The 13,920-nt window shown below is 69.6% G+C and carries 15 protein-coding genes and 1 riboswitch; of the genes, 10 read left to right on the top strand and 5 right to left on the bottom strand.

What is annotated here, in order from left to right; translation table 11 throughout:
* Positions 1 to 2 precede the first annotated feature (2 nt).
* Together ABH927_RS22720 and ABH927_RS22715 are read left to right on the top strand one after the other, a co-directional pair.
* Positions 3 to 1,034 carry an ABC transporter ATP-binding protein gene (locus tag ABH927_RS22720; protein WP_370024276.1) on the top strand — a complete coding sequence of 344 codons (1,032 nt, stop codon included), beginning with the start codon at positions 3 to 5 and terminating at the stop codon, positions 1,032 to 1,034.
* Positions 1,018 to 2,034 carry an ABC transporter ATP-binding protein gene (locus ABH927_RS22715; RefSeq protein ID WP_370024275.1) on the top strand — a complete coding sequence of 339 codons (1,017 nt, stop codon included), beginning with the start codon at positions 1,018 to 1,020 and terminating at the stop codon, positions 2,032 to 2,034. Before ABH927_RS22720 ends, ABH927_RS22715 begins: the two co-directional genes overlap by 17 nt.
* Before the next feature lie 128 nt (positions 2,035 to 2,162).
* Here ABH927_RS22715 and ABH927_RS22710 read toward each other — a convergent pair whose 3' ends face one another.
* The 3 genes from ABH927_RS22710 to ABH927_RS22700 are packed head-to-tail and all read right to left on the bottom strand — an operon-like array spanning position 2,163 to position 4,623.
* On the bottom strand, positions 2,163 to 3,320 hold the full coding sequence (locus ABH927_RS22710) for a lipid-transfer protein (RefSeq protein WP_370024292.1): 1,158 nt from the start codon (positions 3,318 to 3,320) through the stop codon (positions 2,163 to 2,165).
* 26 nt (positions 3,321 to 3,346) lie between these two features.
* Entirely contained in the window at positions 3,347 to 3,748 is a 402-nt protein-coding gene (locus ABH927_RS22705; protein WP_370024274.1) for a Zn-ribbon domain-containing OB-fold protein, read from the bottom strand.
* A 59-nt stretch (positions 3,749 to 3,807) separates the two neighbouring features.
* The gene (locus tag ABH927_RS22700) at positions 3,808 to 4,623 is read right to left on the bottom strand and encodes an S-adenosyl-l-methionine hydroxide adenosyltransferase family protein (protein ID WP_370024273.1); all 816 of its coding nucleotides are present in this window, start codon (positions 4,621 to 4,623) and stop codon (positions 3,808 to 3,810) included.
* Between the two features lie 96 nt (positions 4,624 to 4,719).
* On the opposite strand from ABH927_RS22700, the gene ABH927_RS22695 reads away from it, so the two are divergent.
* From ABH927_RS22695 to ABH927_RS22685, 3 genes are read left to right on the top strand one after another with little or no spacing between them, the layout of a single operon-like run.
* Positions 4,720 to 5,001 carry a DUF3263 domain-containing protein gene (locus ABH927_RS22695; RefSeq protein WP_370024272.1) on the top strand — a complete coding sequence of 94 codons (282 nt, stop codon included), beginning with the start codon at positions 4,720 to 4,722 and terminating at the stop codon, positions 4,999 to 5,001.
* Between the two features lie 10 nt (positions 5,002 to 5,011).
* A complete protein-coding gene (gene otsB / locus ABH927_RS22690) occupies positions 5,012 to 5,839 on the top strand; it encodes a trehalose-phosphatase (RefSeq protein WP_370024271.1) in 828 nt (275 codons plus the stop codon).
* A 9-nt stretch (positions 5,840 to 5,848) separates the two neighbouring features.
* The gene (locus ABH927_RS22685) at positions 5,849 to 6,472 is read left to right on the top strand and encodes a hypothetical protein (protein ID WP_370024270.1); all 624 of its coding nucleotides are present in this window, start codon (positions 5,849 to 5,851) and stop codon (positions 6,470 to 6,472) included.
* Here the strand turns inward: ABH927_RS22685 and ABH927_RS22680 are convergent.
* Complete coding sequence (locus ABH927_RS22680; RefSeq protein WP_370024269.1) at positions 6,450 to 7,616, bottom strand: sugar MFS transporter; 1,167 nt, start codon at positions 7,614 to 7,616, stop codon at positions 6,450 to 6,452. The genes ABH927_RS22685 and ABH927_RS22680 overlap by 23 nt on opposite strands.
* Before the next feature lie 51 nt (positions 7,617 to 7,667).
* Positions 7,668 to 9,098, bottom strand: coding sequence for a trehalose-6-phosphate synthase (locus ABH927_RS22675; RefSeq protein WP_370024268.1), 1,431 nt, complete (start codon positions 9,096 to 9,098; stop codon positions 7,668 to 7,670).
* Between the two features lie 70 nt (positions 9,099 to 9,168).
* On the opposite strand from ABH927_RS22675, the gene ABH927_RS22670 reads away from it, so the two are divergent.
* The 5 genes from ABH927_RS22670 to groL all read left to right on the top strand — a co-directional run bounded on the left by ABH927_RS22670 (position 9,169) and on the right by groL (position 13,897).
* Complete coding sequence (locus ABH927_RS22670) at positions 9,169 to 9,720, top strand: RNA polymerase sigma factor (RefSeq protein ID WP_261588384.1); 552 nt, start codon at positions 9,169 to 9,171, stop codon at positions 9,718 to 9,720.
* Positions 9,721 to 9,823: 103 nt separating this feature from the next.
* Positions 9,824 to 9,963, top strand: a riboswitch (SAM riboswitch).
* Positions 9,964 to 9,977: 14 nt separating this feature from the next.
* Complete coding sequence (thrC, locus tag ABH927_RS22665) at positions 9,978 to 11,228, top strand: threonine synthase (RefSeq protein WP_370024267.1); 1,251 nt, start codon at positions 9,978 to 9,980, stop codon at positions 11,226 to 11,228.
* A 45-nt stretch (positions 11,229 to 11,273) separates the two neighbouring features.
* Positions 11,274 to 11,549, top strand: coding sequence for a MoaD/ThiS family protein (locus ABH927_RS22660; RefSeq protein ID WP_370024266.1), 276 nt, complete (start codon positions 11,274 to 11,276; stop codon positions 11,547 to 11,549).
* 256 nt (positions 11,550 to 11,805) lie between these two features.
* A complete protein-coding gene (locus ABH927_RS22655; RefSeq protein ID WP_066373698.1) occupies positions 11,806 to 12,006 on the top strand; it encodes a cold-shock protein in 201 nt (66 codons plus the stop codon).
* Positions 12,007 to 12,271: 265 nt separating this feature from the next.
* Entirely contained in the window at positions 12,272 to 13,897 is a 1,626-nt protein-coding gene (gene groL / locus ABH927_RS22650) for a chaperonin GroEL (protein ID WP_370024265.1), read from the top strand.
* Positions 13,898 to 13,920: the final 23 nt, after the last annotated feature.

Here is a 13,920-nt window from a genome sequence, read left to right as displayed (position 1 = left end):
AAGTGGTGGAAGTGCTTTCCGAGCCCGTGGGCGGCGGCTCCTACGAGGGGGCGCTCCTCGAGGTGGACAACCTCCACGTCGAGTTCCGCACCCGGGCGGGCGTCGCCAAGGCGGTCAACGGCGTCACCTACAGCGTGGCCGCGGGGGAGACGCTCGCCGTCCTGGGCGAGTCCGGCTCCGGCAAGAGCGTCACGGCCCAGACCATCATGGGCATCCTCGACATGCCTCCCGGGAAGATCACCGGGGGCCAGATCCGCTTCCGCGGGGTCGACCTCCTCAAGCTCCCGGAGGATCAGCGGAGGAAGATCCGCGGCGAGGGCATCTCGATGGTGTTCCAGGACGCGCTGTCCGCACTGAACCCGGTCTTCCCGGTCGGCTGGCAGATCGCCGAGATGTTCCGCGTCCACCGCGGCGCCTCCCGGTCCGAGGCCAGGAAGAAGGCCATCGAGCTGATGGACCGGGTCCGCATCCCGGCCGCCAAGGACAGGGTCAACGACTTCCCGCACCAGTTCTCCGGCGGTATGCGCCAGCGCATCATGATCGCCATGGCGATCGCGCTCGACCCGGAGATCCTCATCGCCGACGAGCCCACGACCGCCCTCGACGTGACCGTGCAGGCCCAGATCATGGGGCTGCTCGCGGATCTCCAGCGCGAGCGCAACATGGGCCTGATCCTCATCACCCACGACCTCGGCGTCGTCGCCGACGTGGCCGACAAGATCGCCGTCATGTACGGCGGGCGCATCGTCGAGAACGCCCCCGTCCACGACCTCTACCGGAGCCCGGCGCATCCGTACTCCAAGGGCCTGCTCGAGTCGATCCCCCGGGTCGACATGAAGGGCCAGGAGCTCTACGCCATCAAGGGCCTGCCCCCCAACCTGCTCGAAATGCCGTCAGGCTGCGCCTTCCACCCCCGTTGCCCGTACCGCCGGGACAACTGCGTGACCGACGTGCCCCCGCTGTACCCGATCAGTGGCACCCGTGGCAGCGCCTGCCACTACTGGAGGGAGGTTCTCGATGACGGCTCCCGCTGAGTCCATCCTCGAAGTCCGCGACCTGGTCAAGCACTTCCCCCTGACCCAGGGGATCCTCGTCAAGCGGCAGGTCGGCGCGATCAAGGCGGTCGACGGGGTGTCCTTCGACCTCCACCGCGGCGAGACGCTCGGTGTCGTGGGCGAGTCGGGCTGCGGCAAGTCGACGCTGGCCAAGCTGCTGATGGCGCTCGAACGGCCGACGTCGGGCTCCGTGAAGATCAACGGCAGGGAGATCGCCAACGCCAGGGGCGGCGAGCTCAAGCGCATGCGGCGCAACATCCAGATGGTCATGCAGGACCCCTACACCTCGCTGAACCCCCGGATGACGGTCGGCGACATCGTCGGAGAGCCCTTCGAGATTCACACCGACGTCGCCCCGAAGGGCGACCGCCGCAAGAAGGTGCAGGAGTTGCTGGAGGTGGTGGGTCTCAACCCGGATCACATCAACCGCTACCCGCACCAGTTCTCCGGCGGCCAGCGGCAGCGCATCGGCATCGCCCGCGGGCTGGCGCTCCAGCCTGAGATCATCATCTGCGACGAGCCGGTCTCCGCGCTCGACGTGTCGATCCAGGCCCAGGTCATGAACCTGCTGGAGCGGCTGCAGAACGAGTTCAACCTGGCGTACATCTTCATCGCCCACGACCTGTCGGTGGTGCGCCACATCTCCGACCGCGTCGCGGTGATGTACCTCGGCAAGATCGTCGAGATCGGCCGGGACAGCGAGATCTACGAGAGGCCGACCCACCCGTACACCCAGGCCCTGCTCTCCGCCGTTCCGGTGCCCGACCCGGAGGGGCGCGAGACCCGGGAGCGGATCATCCTCCAGGGCGACCCGCCCTCGCCCGCCAACCCGCCGTCGGGCTGCCACTTCCGCACCCGCTGCTGGAAGGCCCAGGCGATCTGCGCCGAGCAGGAGCCTCTCCTGCAGATCCGATCGGGCTCCGACCACCCGAGCGCCTGCCACTTCGCGGAAGCCCTCGACGTCGTCAAGTCGCACTAGGCAAACCGTGATCATGCAGGGTTTCCCGGGAAGCTCGAGGACGTGGGGTTCCCCTTGGGGTTCCCCGGATCGTGATCATGCATGGATTCCGTCGTACGCGGTCTGATCAGGACCGACACCGTTTGTGATCATGCGGTGCAAAGGACGGCGGAGCCGTGGCCGAACAGGCCCTGGTTCGCGGCCAGCCCGGCCCTGGCTCCGCGGACCTGCCGGGCTCCGGCGGTCCCCCGGAGCTGCCAGGTCAGCTCGCACACCTGGGCGAGCGCCTGGGCCGGGATGGCCTCGCCGAGCGAGGCCAGCCCGCCTGACGGGTTCACCGGCACGCGGCCGCCGAGGGCGGTCTCGCCGGAGCGGATCAGCTTGGCGGCCTCTCCCCGCGGGCACAGGCCGATGTCCTCGTACCAGTCGAGCTCCAGCGCGGTCGACAGGTCGTAGACCTCTGCCAGTGACAGGTCCTCCGGCCCGAGCCCGGCCTCGGCGTACGCCTCGTGCGCGATGGAGGCTCTGAAGCCGCGCTCGGGAGGCGGCACGGAGGCCGAGGAGTCGGTGGCGATGACGGGCAACTCCACCGCGGTGTTCGGGAAGGTGGGGGTGACCGTGGAGACGGCGGCGATCCTGACCGCGCCCGCCATGCCGTGCCGGCGCGCGAACGCCTCGGAGACGATGACGAGCGCCGCCCCGCCGTCCGAGGTGGCGCAGATGTCCATGAGCCGCAGGGGGTCGGCCACCATGGGGGAGGCGAGCACGTCCGCCGTGGTCACCCGCGACCGGTAGCGGGCGTTGGGGTTGAGCGAGCCCGCGTGGGCGTTCTTGACCTTCACGGCCGCGAAGTCCTCGCCGGTCTCGCCGTAGAGCGCCATCCGCCGCCGCGCGTAGAGGGCGAAGTAGGCCGGATTGGCCGCCCCGAGGAGCCGGAATCGCAGCCAGTCGGGATCGTCCGGCCGGTCGCCGCCGACGGGGGCGAAGAATCCCTTCGGCGTCGTGTCGGCCCCCACGACCAGCGCGACGTCGCAGAGCCCGGCCAGGACGCGCGTGCGGGCGATGTCGAGCGCCTGGGCGCCGGAGGCGCAGGCCGCGTAGCACGACGCGATCCGCGCGCCCGTCCAGCCGAGCGCCTGGGCGAAGGTCGCGCCGGCGACGAACCCGGGGTAGCCGTTCCTGATCGTGTCCGCGCCGACCAGGAACTGCACGTCGGTCCAGTGCAGGCCGGCGTCCGCCAGGGCGGCTCTCGCGGCGGCCACGCCGTACTCCTGGAAGGGCCTGCCCCATTTGCCCCACGGGTGCATGCCCGCGCCGAGCACGTAGACGCCGGTCACGAGGCCGCGCCCCACATCCAGACCAGCGGCCCGTCGGCGAGGGGGCCGTGGGTGAGCTCCAGGTCCATGCCCACGCGCAGGTCGTCCACCGTGAGCCCGGCGACCTGGCCGAGCACGATGATGCCCTCCTCGGCCAGCTCCACCGCGGCCAGGGTCACCGGCTCGTACGGCTCGGCCGCGACGAACGGCGGGGGCGGCGGGTAGCACGCGTTGGTGTACGACCAGACCTTCCCCCGGCGCGAGAGCCGTACGACGTCCAGGTCCGTGCCCCCGCAGTGCGGGTTGCCGCACCAGCCGGTGGCGCATGGGTAGGAGATCGTGCGGCAGGTGGCACAGCGGGTGCCGAGCAGGTAGGTCAGGCCGTCCTCGATGGTGAACCAGCCCTCGATCGCCAGCATGTGCCCACTATGGCACAAGCGCTTGCTCGGTTGAACGGCGGGGCGCTGCCGGGCAGGCGTCAGACGGGCAGGCGGGTCGACGAGAGCCGCACGTGGGCGCCTGGCGGGAGCCCTAGACGCTCGGCGGCGTCCCCGAAGTTGATCGCCATCGCCACCAGCCCGGCGGAGTCGGTGAAGGCCACCAGCTCGCCCGGCGGCACCGCCGTGAACGTCTCCCGGAACGGGACGCTGATCTGGCGCCGCCCCAGCCAGATGGCGAGCGTGTCGCCGACGCGGACCCCCAGTGTGGCGAGGTCGGAGGCGGTGATCGAGAGCTGGACGTTCCCGTGGCGGTCCACCGAGAGCACCTCGCCCTCGGCCGCGCCGTCCCGCAGCCGCGAGGTGGGCTTGGGCAGCAGCACGAGCCGGTCGATCGGGATCTCCGGCCCCACGTCGGACGGCCTGCGTCCGGTGGACAGATGCGCCGCCACCGGCGCGAAGACGTCCCGTCCGTGGAACGTGGGCGACACCGATCTCAGGAACAGGTCCTGGTTGGTCAGCTCGTACGCCTTCTGGGCGCCCCCGACCGCGTGGACGGCCCACGACAGCACGCCGTTGTCCGGACCGACGAACATCCGGCCGCCCGCCTCCACCACGACCGCGCGGCGCGTGCCGCCCACGGCGGGATCGACGACGGCCAGATGGACACCGGCGGGAAGGTAGGGCACCGTCTGCGCCAGGATCGCCGCCCCGCGCCGCACGTCCCCGGCGGGGACGAGGTGGCCGACGTCGATGATCCTGGCCTCCGGCGCTATCCCCACGATCACTCCGTGGCAGGCGGCGACGAAGCCGTCTTCCAGTCCGTAGTCAGTGAGAAGCGTGATAACTGAGGTCACACTTCGTGACATTACGTCTGCACCATCCGGACTGAACACCCCGGGTTCGCCGACTACGATGATGGCGGGCGCCGCGAGCCCATCGAGGAGGAGCGGATGGACACCGAACCGGCCGAGGACGAGGGGCTCGCCCTCTCGGATCGCGACCGCGAGATCCTCGCGTTCGAGCGCCAGTGGTGGCGCTACGCGGGGGCCAAGGAGCAGGCCATCCGTGAGGCCTTCGACATCTCCGCGACCCGGTACTACCAGCTCCTTGGCGAGCTGATCGACCGGCCGGAGGCCATGGAGCACGACCCGATGCTGGTCAAACGCTTACGCCGGATGCGGGCCACTCGCCAGCGCGACCGCGCGGCCCGCCGCTTCGGCATGAGGCCGTAGGGAGCCGCACATGGAGTTTCCGCATCCCCTTCCCGAGGGGCTGGCGGCGATCCTGTCCGATCCGTCCGGAGCCGTGATCGGACTCGACTTCGACGGGACGCTCTCACCCATCGTCCCGGATCCCGCTTCGGCCTACGTCCATCCCGGCGCCCCGGGGGTCCTCGCCGAGCTGGCCGAGCTGGTCCGCGCCGTGGTGATCGTCACGGGCCGCCCGCCCGGTACGGCTCTCGCCCTCGGTGCGACCGACGGCGGGCCGTCCCTGGGAGACGTTCCCGGCCTGGTCATCCTCGGCCACTACGGGCTGGAGCGGTGGGAGGGCGGGCGGTTCACCGCGCCCCCCCCGCCTCCCGGCCTCGCCCTCGTCCGCGCCCGGCTGCCGATCCTCGCCCGGGACATCGACGGCGTGCTGGTGGAGGACAAGGAGCGGGCGGTAGCCGTACACACCAGGAGGGCCGCCGATCCCGAGGCGGCCCTGGAGGCGCTGCGCGGCCCTGTGGCGGAGCTCGCCGCCGACGCGGGGCTCGTGGTGGAGCCCGGACGGCTGGTCCTGGAGCTGCGCCCGCCGGGCATGGACAAGGGCCGCGCGCTGTCGGCCTTCCTCGCCGAACGGCAGGCGACGTCGGTCCTGTTCGCCGGTGACGACCTGGGCGACCTCGCGGCCTTCGACGCCGTCGAGAAGGCGCCCATCCCCGGCGTGCGGGTGTGCAGCGGGTCGGCCGAGGTCACCGAGCTGGCGGCGCGGGCCGACATGGTGGTCGGCGGGCCCGCCGGGGTTGTGGACCTGCTCCGGTCCATCGTGGAATCGCTTCGCAAGCGCTCTGCAAGCGGCGGCGCCTAGGCTCCGGCCATGATGAGAAAGACGATCACGGCCGCGGTCGCCGGCCTCGCGCTGCTGACGGCTCCGGCGGCGGCCTTCGCGAGCGACTCGGCCACCTCCACCACTTCTACGGGCGCCACCGCCACCTCCACCAAGCCCCTGCACCTGCGCAAGGGGCTCACCCTGACGATCCCCACGTCCTGGAAGGTGTACGAGCAGTACAAGGACTGGCTGCGGGTCGTGACCGGCAAGTGCGCCTCCCTCGGCACCGAGCTCTTCGGTTTCCGCGACTCCGGCTGCCACAGCTTCTGGGTCATGGGCCCCAAGGCGATCAAGGTGGGCCACGAGTTCTTCAACGCCTACACCCCGGACGGCCCGTTCTACCCCGCCACCGACGTCGGGCCCTGCCCGTACGACGAGCACCTGTACATCGGCCAGTCCAAGCTCGCCGCCAAGGGGTTGCGCCAGATCGGCTCCGGCCACAAGGCGTACTACCGCAAGTGGGCCGGCACCTGCGTCACGCAGACGACCTTCAAGGTCAAGGGGCACTACAACCAGCGCGAGTGGTTCCTGCCCACGTCGAAGATCCTCATCATCGACCAGTGGGACACCCCCGGCCTGACCTCGATCCTCAAGAACGCGACCTGGAGCTGAGAATCCCCCCGATGGCGAGGCCGATCAGCGCGGGCGCGAGCAGGAACGCCGTGTGGGTGCCGAAGCCGTCGCCGAGGGCGCCGAGGACGAACGGCCCGCTGCCCGCACCCACGCTCGCCCAGATCGACGCCGTGGCCGACGCCTGGTCCGGCCTGCCGTTCGACGAGTCGATGATCCTCGCCAGCGCGAGCGGGAACAGGACGGAGATGCCGAGGCCGCTGAGCGCGAGCCCGGCGTAGCCCATCGGCTGCGAGCCGCTCGTCCAGAACAGCGCCCAGCCCGCCAGGGCCACCGTCAGCCCGCCGAGCAGCACGGTCGAAGACGCGAACCGGAGCGCGAGCCGGGCGCCGCCGAACCGGCCGGCGGCCATGCCCGCCAGCATCGCGGTGAGCCCCTTGGCGGCGGCCGCCGCCGTTAGGCCCGTCTGCTGCGCGAACAGCTCGGCGCCCCACAGGTTGAACGAGAACTCCACCGCCACGCAGCACAGCAGCACGGCCCCGGCGATGTGGAAGCGCCAGCCGTACCGGGCTCTCGGGACGTCGGCCGCGGGCTGGAGGACGATGGGCGGGACCCAGACCCGGCCCATGGTCAGGGCCAGCAGCGTCGTGGCGATCACCGGGATGTAGAGGGCGGACCGCCAGCCGAGAGCCGAATCGGCCAGCAGGCTGAACGCGTAGGACGCGGCGATGCCCGCGGTCACGCCCACCGCGTTGGCCTCGCTGAGGGCGGCGGCTCCGGCGGGGCCGTGATGGTCGTTCAGCACGGCCATGGCCGCGTAGAGCGCGATTGAGCTGCATCCGCCCGCGAGGGTGTAGCCGAGCAGCGTCAACGGCAGCGAGTGGCCCAGGGCGACGATGAGGATGCCGGCGTCCATGCCGGCGAGCCCGGCCCAGACCGTGACCCGCCGGCCGAACCGGGCCGTGAGCGCGGAGAGGATCAGGCCGCCGGCGATGCCGCCGGCCGCCATGGCGGTGCCGTGCAGCCCGGCGACCGCCTGCGAGAGGCCGAGCTCGGCCCGGAGCGTGGGAAGGGCGGCGGACAGGCCGTACAGATACGTCGCAAAGGTGGCGAGCTGGAGATAGATGAGCCAGGTGGGCCGGTCTCTGGTGAGCCGCGTGGACTGGACGGTCCTGGTCGAGCCCACCGAGCCCCCTGTGTGCATTACCAAATTTCGACAAAGGGTAGCATTTCGTCCTTACAGGAGCGCGGCGAGTTGGTCCTCGAACCACCGCTGAGGCGGCAGCGCCGTGGCCGCCCGCCGAAGCCGGGCGCACCGCTCACTCCGCTCCTCCTCGGGCATCGTCAGCGCCTCGTGCAGGGCGATGGCCGTGCCGGACACGTCGTACGGGTTGACCAGCAGCGAGTCGGCCCCCAGCTCCGCCGCCGCGCCCGCCTCCCGGGACAGCACCAGCGCGCAGCGCCGGGAGAGGATGGGCCCCTCCTTGGCGACCAGGTTCATCCCGTCGCGGATGGGGTTGACCAGCAGCACGTCGGCCAGCCGGTAGGCCGCCAGCGACCGCGGATAGTCGTCGTGGACGTTGAGGATCAGCGGATCCCAGTCCTCCGTGGCGTACTCGTCCTCGATCTCCTTGGCACACCGCTGCACGGCGGCGGTGTACTCGCGGTATTCGGGCAAGTCGTGCCGGGACGGGTAGGCGAAGGCCAGGTGGACCACCCGGCCGTGCCACTCGGGATGCCCGGCCAGGAACTCCCGGTAGGCCGTCAGCCCGCGGACGATGTTCTTGGACAGCTCCGTGCGGTCGATGCGGACGATCAGCCTGCGGTCGCCGACGAGCGCCCTGAGGGCCGTCATGTGCGACTCGACGTCCGGCTCCGCCGCCCGCGCCAGCAGTTCCTCGCCGTTCACGCCGAGCGCGTGGACCCCGATCCGGGTCGTCCTGTCCTCATAGGTGACCGTACGGCTCTCGCGGTCGACCCGGGCTCCCAGGAAGGCCTCGCAGCAGTCCATGAAGGCGGCGGCCCAGCGGGCGGTGAGGAACCCGGCGTGGTCGGCCCCGAGGATGCCCGACAGGACCTCGGCGGCCACGTCGTCGGGGAGCAGCGAGAAGTACTCCGGCGGGGCCCAGGGCGTGTGGGAGAAGTGGGCGATCCGCAGGTCGGGCCGCTCGACCCGGAGCATCGCGGGCGTGAGCGTCAGGTGGTAGTCCTGGACCATCACCCTGGCCCCGTGCGCGGCCTCCTCGGCCAGCGCGAGCGCGAACGCCCCGTTGTAGTCCCGGTAGGACGCCCACTCCCGCCGGAACCGGGTGTCGAACTGCGGCGTCATCGGCGTGTTGTAGAGCAGGTGGTTGACGAACCACAGGGTCGAGTTGGCCACCGCGTTGTAGGCCCGGTGGAAGATCGCCGGAGGGATGTCCAGCATCCGGACCGGTCCCGTGTCGTATCCCGCCTCGTCGAGCCGTCCTCCGGGCGACAGCCGTACGGCGCCGCGGTCGCCGTCGGACAGGGCGGCGCAGACCCAGAGCACGTCCGTGCTCCTGGCGACCTCGGACAGCCCCGAGACCAGGCCGCCGCCGCCCCTGCGCATGTTCAGCGCACCGTCGTCCGCCAGTGTGAAGGCCACCGGACCCCGGTTGGACGCGATCAGGACTGAGTGGGCGCGCATGCAGGAAAGTTAATCAAACCGGGGAGCCATCAATAGGATGTCAGGCAATCGCGGAAGGGCTTGGTTCGACATGGCACTGGACGAGACGACCGAGGAACTGGCCCGATCGGCCGCCCAGGGCGATCACCGGGCGCTCGGCGAGCTGCTCCGCCGGATCGAGCCCGACGTGCTCCGTCACTGCGAGCGGCTCCTGCCGTACCGGCAGGACGCGGAGGAGGCGTCGCAGGACACCCTGCTGGCGGTCGCGCGCAACATCGGCAGGTTCGAGGGCCGCGCCAAGTTCAGCACCTGGCTGCACATCGTGACCGTCAACTGCGCCCGAACGACCTACCGTTCGCTGAAGCGGCGGGCCTCGGAGCAGGCGGAGGAGCTGCCCGACCAGCGCCCCGACCCCCGCCGGGTCAGCGTCATCGCGGGGTCGCGGCTCGACCTGCTCGACGCGATGGAGGCGCTGGAGGCCGACAAGCCCGACCTCGCGCAGGCGCTGGTGCTGCGCGACATCTGCCAGCTCGACTACGCCGAGGTCGCCGACCAGCTCGGCATCCCTCTCGGCACCGCCAAGTCGCGCATCCACCAGGCCAGGAAGTACGTCCAGATCGCTCTCGGCGAGGCGTACGGCTGAGGCGCGATACGTTTCGTCTCGCCATGTGAGACACCGGAACGGACAAGCGGGACGGCACGGTACAGTGCTAGGGACCCGCTTAATGCGGGAGACAACTGAATATTGCTCATCCAGAGGGGTGGAGGGACCGGCCCTACGAAGCCCCGGCAACCCTCCCGGTGTCCGAACTCGTGACCACGAGGCCGGCCGGGACAGGTGCCAATTCCGGCTCGTGGCCAGGGTGGTCGCGAGCGAAGATGAGGGAAAGGCCTCGCTTCATGGCGCTCACCACTGCTCACGAGTTCGGCCCCGCCACCGGTCTGTCGTGCCGGGAATGCGGCACCGTCTACGACCTCGGCCCCAGCTTCGCCTGTATCGAGTGTTTCGGGCCACTTGAGGTGGCATACGAGTTCGGCGAGGTCCGGCGGGAGCAGATCGAGTCGGGACCGGCCAACATCTGGCGCTATCGGTCGTTGCTGCCCGTTCCCGCGAACGTCGCCTCCAAGCCCAACCTCCAGCCGGGCTGGACCAAGCTCGTCAAGGCCGGCAACCTGGCCGGCGAGCTGGGCCTCCGCTCGCTGTACGTCAAGGACGACTCCGGCAACCCCACCCACTCCTTCAAGGACCGGGTCGTCGCCATCGCCCTGGAGGCGGCCAGGACCTTCGGCTTCCACACGCTCTCCTGCTCCTCCACGGGCAACCTCGCCGGAGCGGTCGGCGCCGCGGCCGCCCGCGCCGGGCTCGACTCCTGCATGTTCATCCCGTCGAACCTCGAAGAGGCCAAGATCACCATGGCCTCGGTGTACGGCGGGCGCCTGGTCGGCATCGAGGGCACCTACGACGAGGTCAACCGCTTCTGCTCCGAGCTGATCGGCGACGAGCTGGGCGAGAAGTGGGGCTTCGTCAACGTCAACCTCCGGCCCTACTACGCGGAGGGGTCCAAGACCCTGGCGTACGAGATCGCCGAGCAGCTCGGCTGGCGCATCCCCGACCAGATCGTCATCCCCATCGCCTCCGGCTCCCAGCTCACCAAGGTGGACAAGGGCTTCCGCGAACTGATCAAGCTCGGCCTCGTCGAGGACAAGCCGTACCGCGTGTTCGGCGCGCAGGCCGAGGGCTGCTCGCCTGTCTCGGCCGCGTACAAGGCGGGGCTCGACGTCGTCCAGCCGGTCCGGCCGGACACCATCGCCAAGTCCCTCGCCATCGGCAACCCGGCGGACGGGCCGTACGTGCTGGACATCGCCCGGCGCACGGGCGGCGCGGTGGAGGACGTCGACGACCGCGAGATCGTCGAGGCCATCCACCTGCTGGCCCGCACCGAGGGCATCTTCGCCGAGACCGCCGGCGGCGTGACCGTCGGCGTGCTGCGCAAGCTGGTCCGCAACGGCACGCTGGACCCCGAGGCGGAGACCGTCGTGCTCAACACCGGGGACGGGCTCAAGACCCTGGACGCGGTCGCCGCCGAGGCGCGGCCCACCGCCGTCATCCGCCCTTCCCTCGACGCATTCCGTACGGCTTTCGCCAACTGAACGCGTTATCCAAAGCCCAACCCAAGCAACGAAAGCGAGCGATAGATGAGCGTTTCAGTGCGGATTCCGACGATTTTGCGGACATACACCAACGGAGCCGCAGAGGTATCCGGAGAGGGCGGAACGCTCCGCGAGGTCCTGCAGAAGCTGGACGCGGACTACCCCGGCATCGGCGCCCGGATCCTGGATGAAACGGGCAAGATCCGTCGTTTTGTCAACGTGTATGTCGGGGAAGAGGATGTCCGTTTCGCCGAGGGGCTCGACACCGCGACGCCCGACGGAGTCCAGGTCTCCGTCATCCCCGCCGTCGCCGGCGGCTGAGCGGCGGCAAGCCCGCGAGCACCTGACATGCGGTTCTATCATTGCCGAAGTTAATCGGTGCTATAGCATATAGTGCAATTATCAACTATCTACTCCTTAACTGAATATTCGCCGATCCTGCTTTGAGCGAACGTGATGGAGCAGTTTGCGCTTTGACTCTGTTGTTCTACGCCTTGACACAGGTATGGTCGAAGACGATCGACGAAACCGGGGGCTTCTTGGGTGTGGTCCCCAGCCCAGTAAGAGGAGTCGGAAAGTGGCGCAGGGCACCGTCAAATGGTTTAACGCGGACAAGGGCTACGGCTTCATCGCGGTAGACGGTGGTAAGGACGTGTTCGTCCATTACTCGGCAATCATGATGGACGGTTACAAGGCTCTCGAGCAGGGCCAGCGAGTGGAGTTCGACATCACGCAGGGTCAGAAGGGCCCGCAGGCGGAAGGCGTCCGGACCGTCTGATCCCGTCCCAGGACAACCACGGAGGCCCGGTTCGCTCCCCCGAACCGGGCCTTCGACGTGGGCGGACTTACCCGTACAAGCTGGTCAGCATGGCTTCCGCTTGCACTCGCAGGGGTAGAGTGCTAGATACTTGTTTGGCACTCTCGGGTAGAGAGTGACAACAACCGGATCGAGGCGATGGGGCCGGCGAAGGAAGCGGGCCCTTGCCGTCGCGGGCGTCGGCTCGGTCCGCTGAAGCCACCCTGCTACTGGGAGGTCTAGCCTTATGGCAGCCAAGATGATCGCGTTTGACGAGGACGCCCGGCGCGGTCTCGAGCGCGGTATGAACCAGCTCGCCGACGCCGTGAAGGTCACCCTCGGTCCCAAGGGCCGCAACGTCGTGCTGGAGAAGAAGTGGGGCGCCCCCACCATCACCAACGACGGCGTCTCCATCGCCAAGGAGATCGAGCTCGAGGACCCGTGGGAGAAGATCGGGGCCGAGCTCGTCAAGGAAGTCGCCAAGAAGACCGACGACGTCGCCGGTGACGGCACCACCACGGCCACCGTGCTCGCCCAGGCGCTGGTACGCGAGGGTCTCCGCAACGTCGCCGCCGGGGCCAACCCGATGTCCCTGAAGAGGGGCATCGAGGCCGCCGTCGAGCGCGTCAGCGAGGAGCTGTCCAAGCTCGCCAAGGACGTGGAGACGAAGGCGCAGATCGCCTCCACCGCCTCCATCTCGGCCGGCGACCCGCAGATCGGCGAGATGATCGCCGAGGCGATGGACAAGGTCGGCAAGGAAGGCGTCATCACCGTCGAGGAGAGCAACACCTTCGGCCTGGAGCTTGAGCTCACCGAGGGCATGCGCTTCGACAAGGGCCTGATCTCGATGTACTTCGTGACGGACCCCGAGCGCATGGAGGCCGTCCTCGAGGACCCCTACATCCTCATCGCCAACTCGAAGATCTCGGCCAACAAGGACCTGCTGCCGCTGCTCGACAAGGTCGTGCAGGCCGGCAAGCCGCTGCTGATCATCGCCGAGGACGTCGAGGGCGAGGCCCTGGCCACCCTGGTCGTCAACAAGATCCGCGGCCTGTTCCGCTCCGTGGCCGTCAAGGCCCCGGGCTTCGGCGACCGCCGCAAGGCCATGCTCGGCGACATCGCCGTCCTCACCGGCGGCCAGGTCATCAGCGAGGAGCTGGGCCTCAAGCTGGAGAACGCGTCGCTCGACCTGCTGGGCCGCGCCCGCAAGGTCGTCGTGACCAAGGACGAGACCACCATCGTCGACGGCGCCGGTGACGCCGAGCAGATCTCCGGCCGGGTCAACCAGATCCGCGCCGAGATCGACAACACCGACTCCGACTACGACCGCGAGAAGCTCCAGGAGCGTCTCGCCAAGCTGGCCGGCGGCGTCGCCGTCATCAAGGCCGGCGCGGCGACCGAGGTCGAGCTGAAGGAGCGCAAGCACCGCATCGAGGACGCGGTCCGCAACGCGAAGGCCGCCGTCGAGGAGGGCATCGTCCCCGGTGGTGGCGTGGCCCTGCTGCAGGCCGCCGCCAACGCGTTCGACAAGCTCGAGGTCAACGGCGACGAGGCCACCGGTGTCGCGATCGTCCGTAAGGCGCTCGAGGAGCCGCTGAAGCAGATCGCCGTCAACGCCGGCCTCGAGGGCGGCGTCGTGGTGGAGAAGGTGCGCAACCTGCCCGCGGGTGAGGGCCTCAACGCCGCCACCGGCGAGTACGTCAACATGTTCGAGTCGGGCATCATCGACCCGGCCAAGGTGACGCGCTCCGCGCTGCAGAACGCCGCCTCCATCGCGGCCCTGTTCCTCACGACCGAGGCCGTCATCGCCGAGAAGCCCGAGAAGAACCCGGCCGCTCCCGCCATGCCCGGCGGCGGCGACATGGACTTCTAGGTCCTCGAAGCACGGTTACGAGA

Origin of the sequence: Planotetraspora sp. GP83, assembly GCF_041262585.1 — a bacterium.
Classification (GTDB): domain Bacteria; phylum Actinomycetota; class Actinomycetes; order Streptosporangiales; family Streptosporangiaceae; genus JAOEGB01.
This window is presented reverse-complemented; position numbering and strand designations above follow the sequence as displayed.

Bases quoted from the DNA above. Each gene is read 5' to 3' on its own strand.
- ABH927_RS22715 (WP_370024275.1), top strand. From the start codon at position 1,018: ATGACGGCTCCCGCTGAGTCCATCCTCGAAGTCCGCGACCTGGTCAAG.
- ABH927_RS22710 (WP_370024292.1), bottom strand. From the start codon at position 3,320: ATGCACCCGTGGGGCAAATGGGGCAGGCCCTTCCAGGAGTACGGCGTG.
- ABH927_RS22705 (WP_370024274.1), bottom strand. From the start codon at position 3,748: ATGCTGGCGATCGAGGGCTGGTTCACCATCGAGGACGGCCTGACCTAC.
- ABH927_RS22695 (WP_370024272.1), top strand. From the start codon at position 4,720: ATGGACACCGAACCGGCCGAGGACGAGGGGCTCGCCCTCTCGGATCGC.
- otsB (WP_370024271.1), top strand. From the start codon at position 5,012: ATGGAGTTTCCGCATCCCCTTCCCGAGGGGCTGGCGGCGATCCTGTCC.
- ABH927_RS22685 (WP_370024270.1), top strand. From the start codon at position 5,849: ATGATGAGAAAGACGATCACGGCCGCGGTCGCCGGCCTCGCGCTGCTG.
- ABH927_RS22675 (WP_370024268.1), bottom strand. From the start codon at position 9,098: ATGCGCGCCCACTCAGTCCTGATCGCGTCCAACCGGGGTCCGGTGGCC.
- ABH927_RS22670 (WP_261588384.1), top strand. From the start codon at position 9,169: ATGGCACTGGACGAGACGACCGAGGAACTGGCCCGATCGGCCGCCCAG.
- thrC (WP_370024267.1), top strand. From the start codon at position 9,978: ATGGCGCTCACCACTGCTCACGAGTTCGGCCCCGCCACCGGTCTGTCG.
- ABH927_RS22660 (WP_370024266.1), top strand. From the start codon at position 11,274: ATGAGCGTTTCAGTGCGGATTCCGACGATTTTGCGGACATACACCAAC.
- groL (WP_370024265.1), top strand. From the start codon at position 12,272: ATGGCAGCCAAGATGATCGCGTTTGACGAGGACGCCCGGCGCGGTCTC.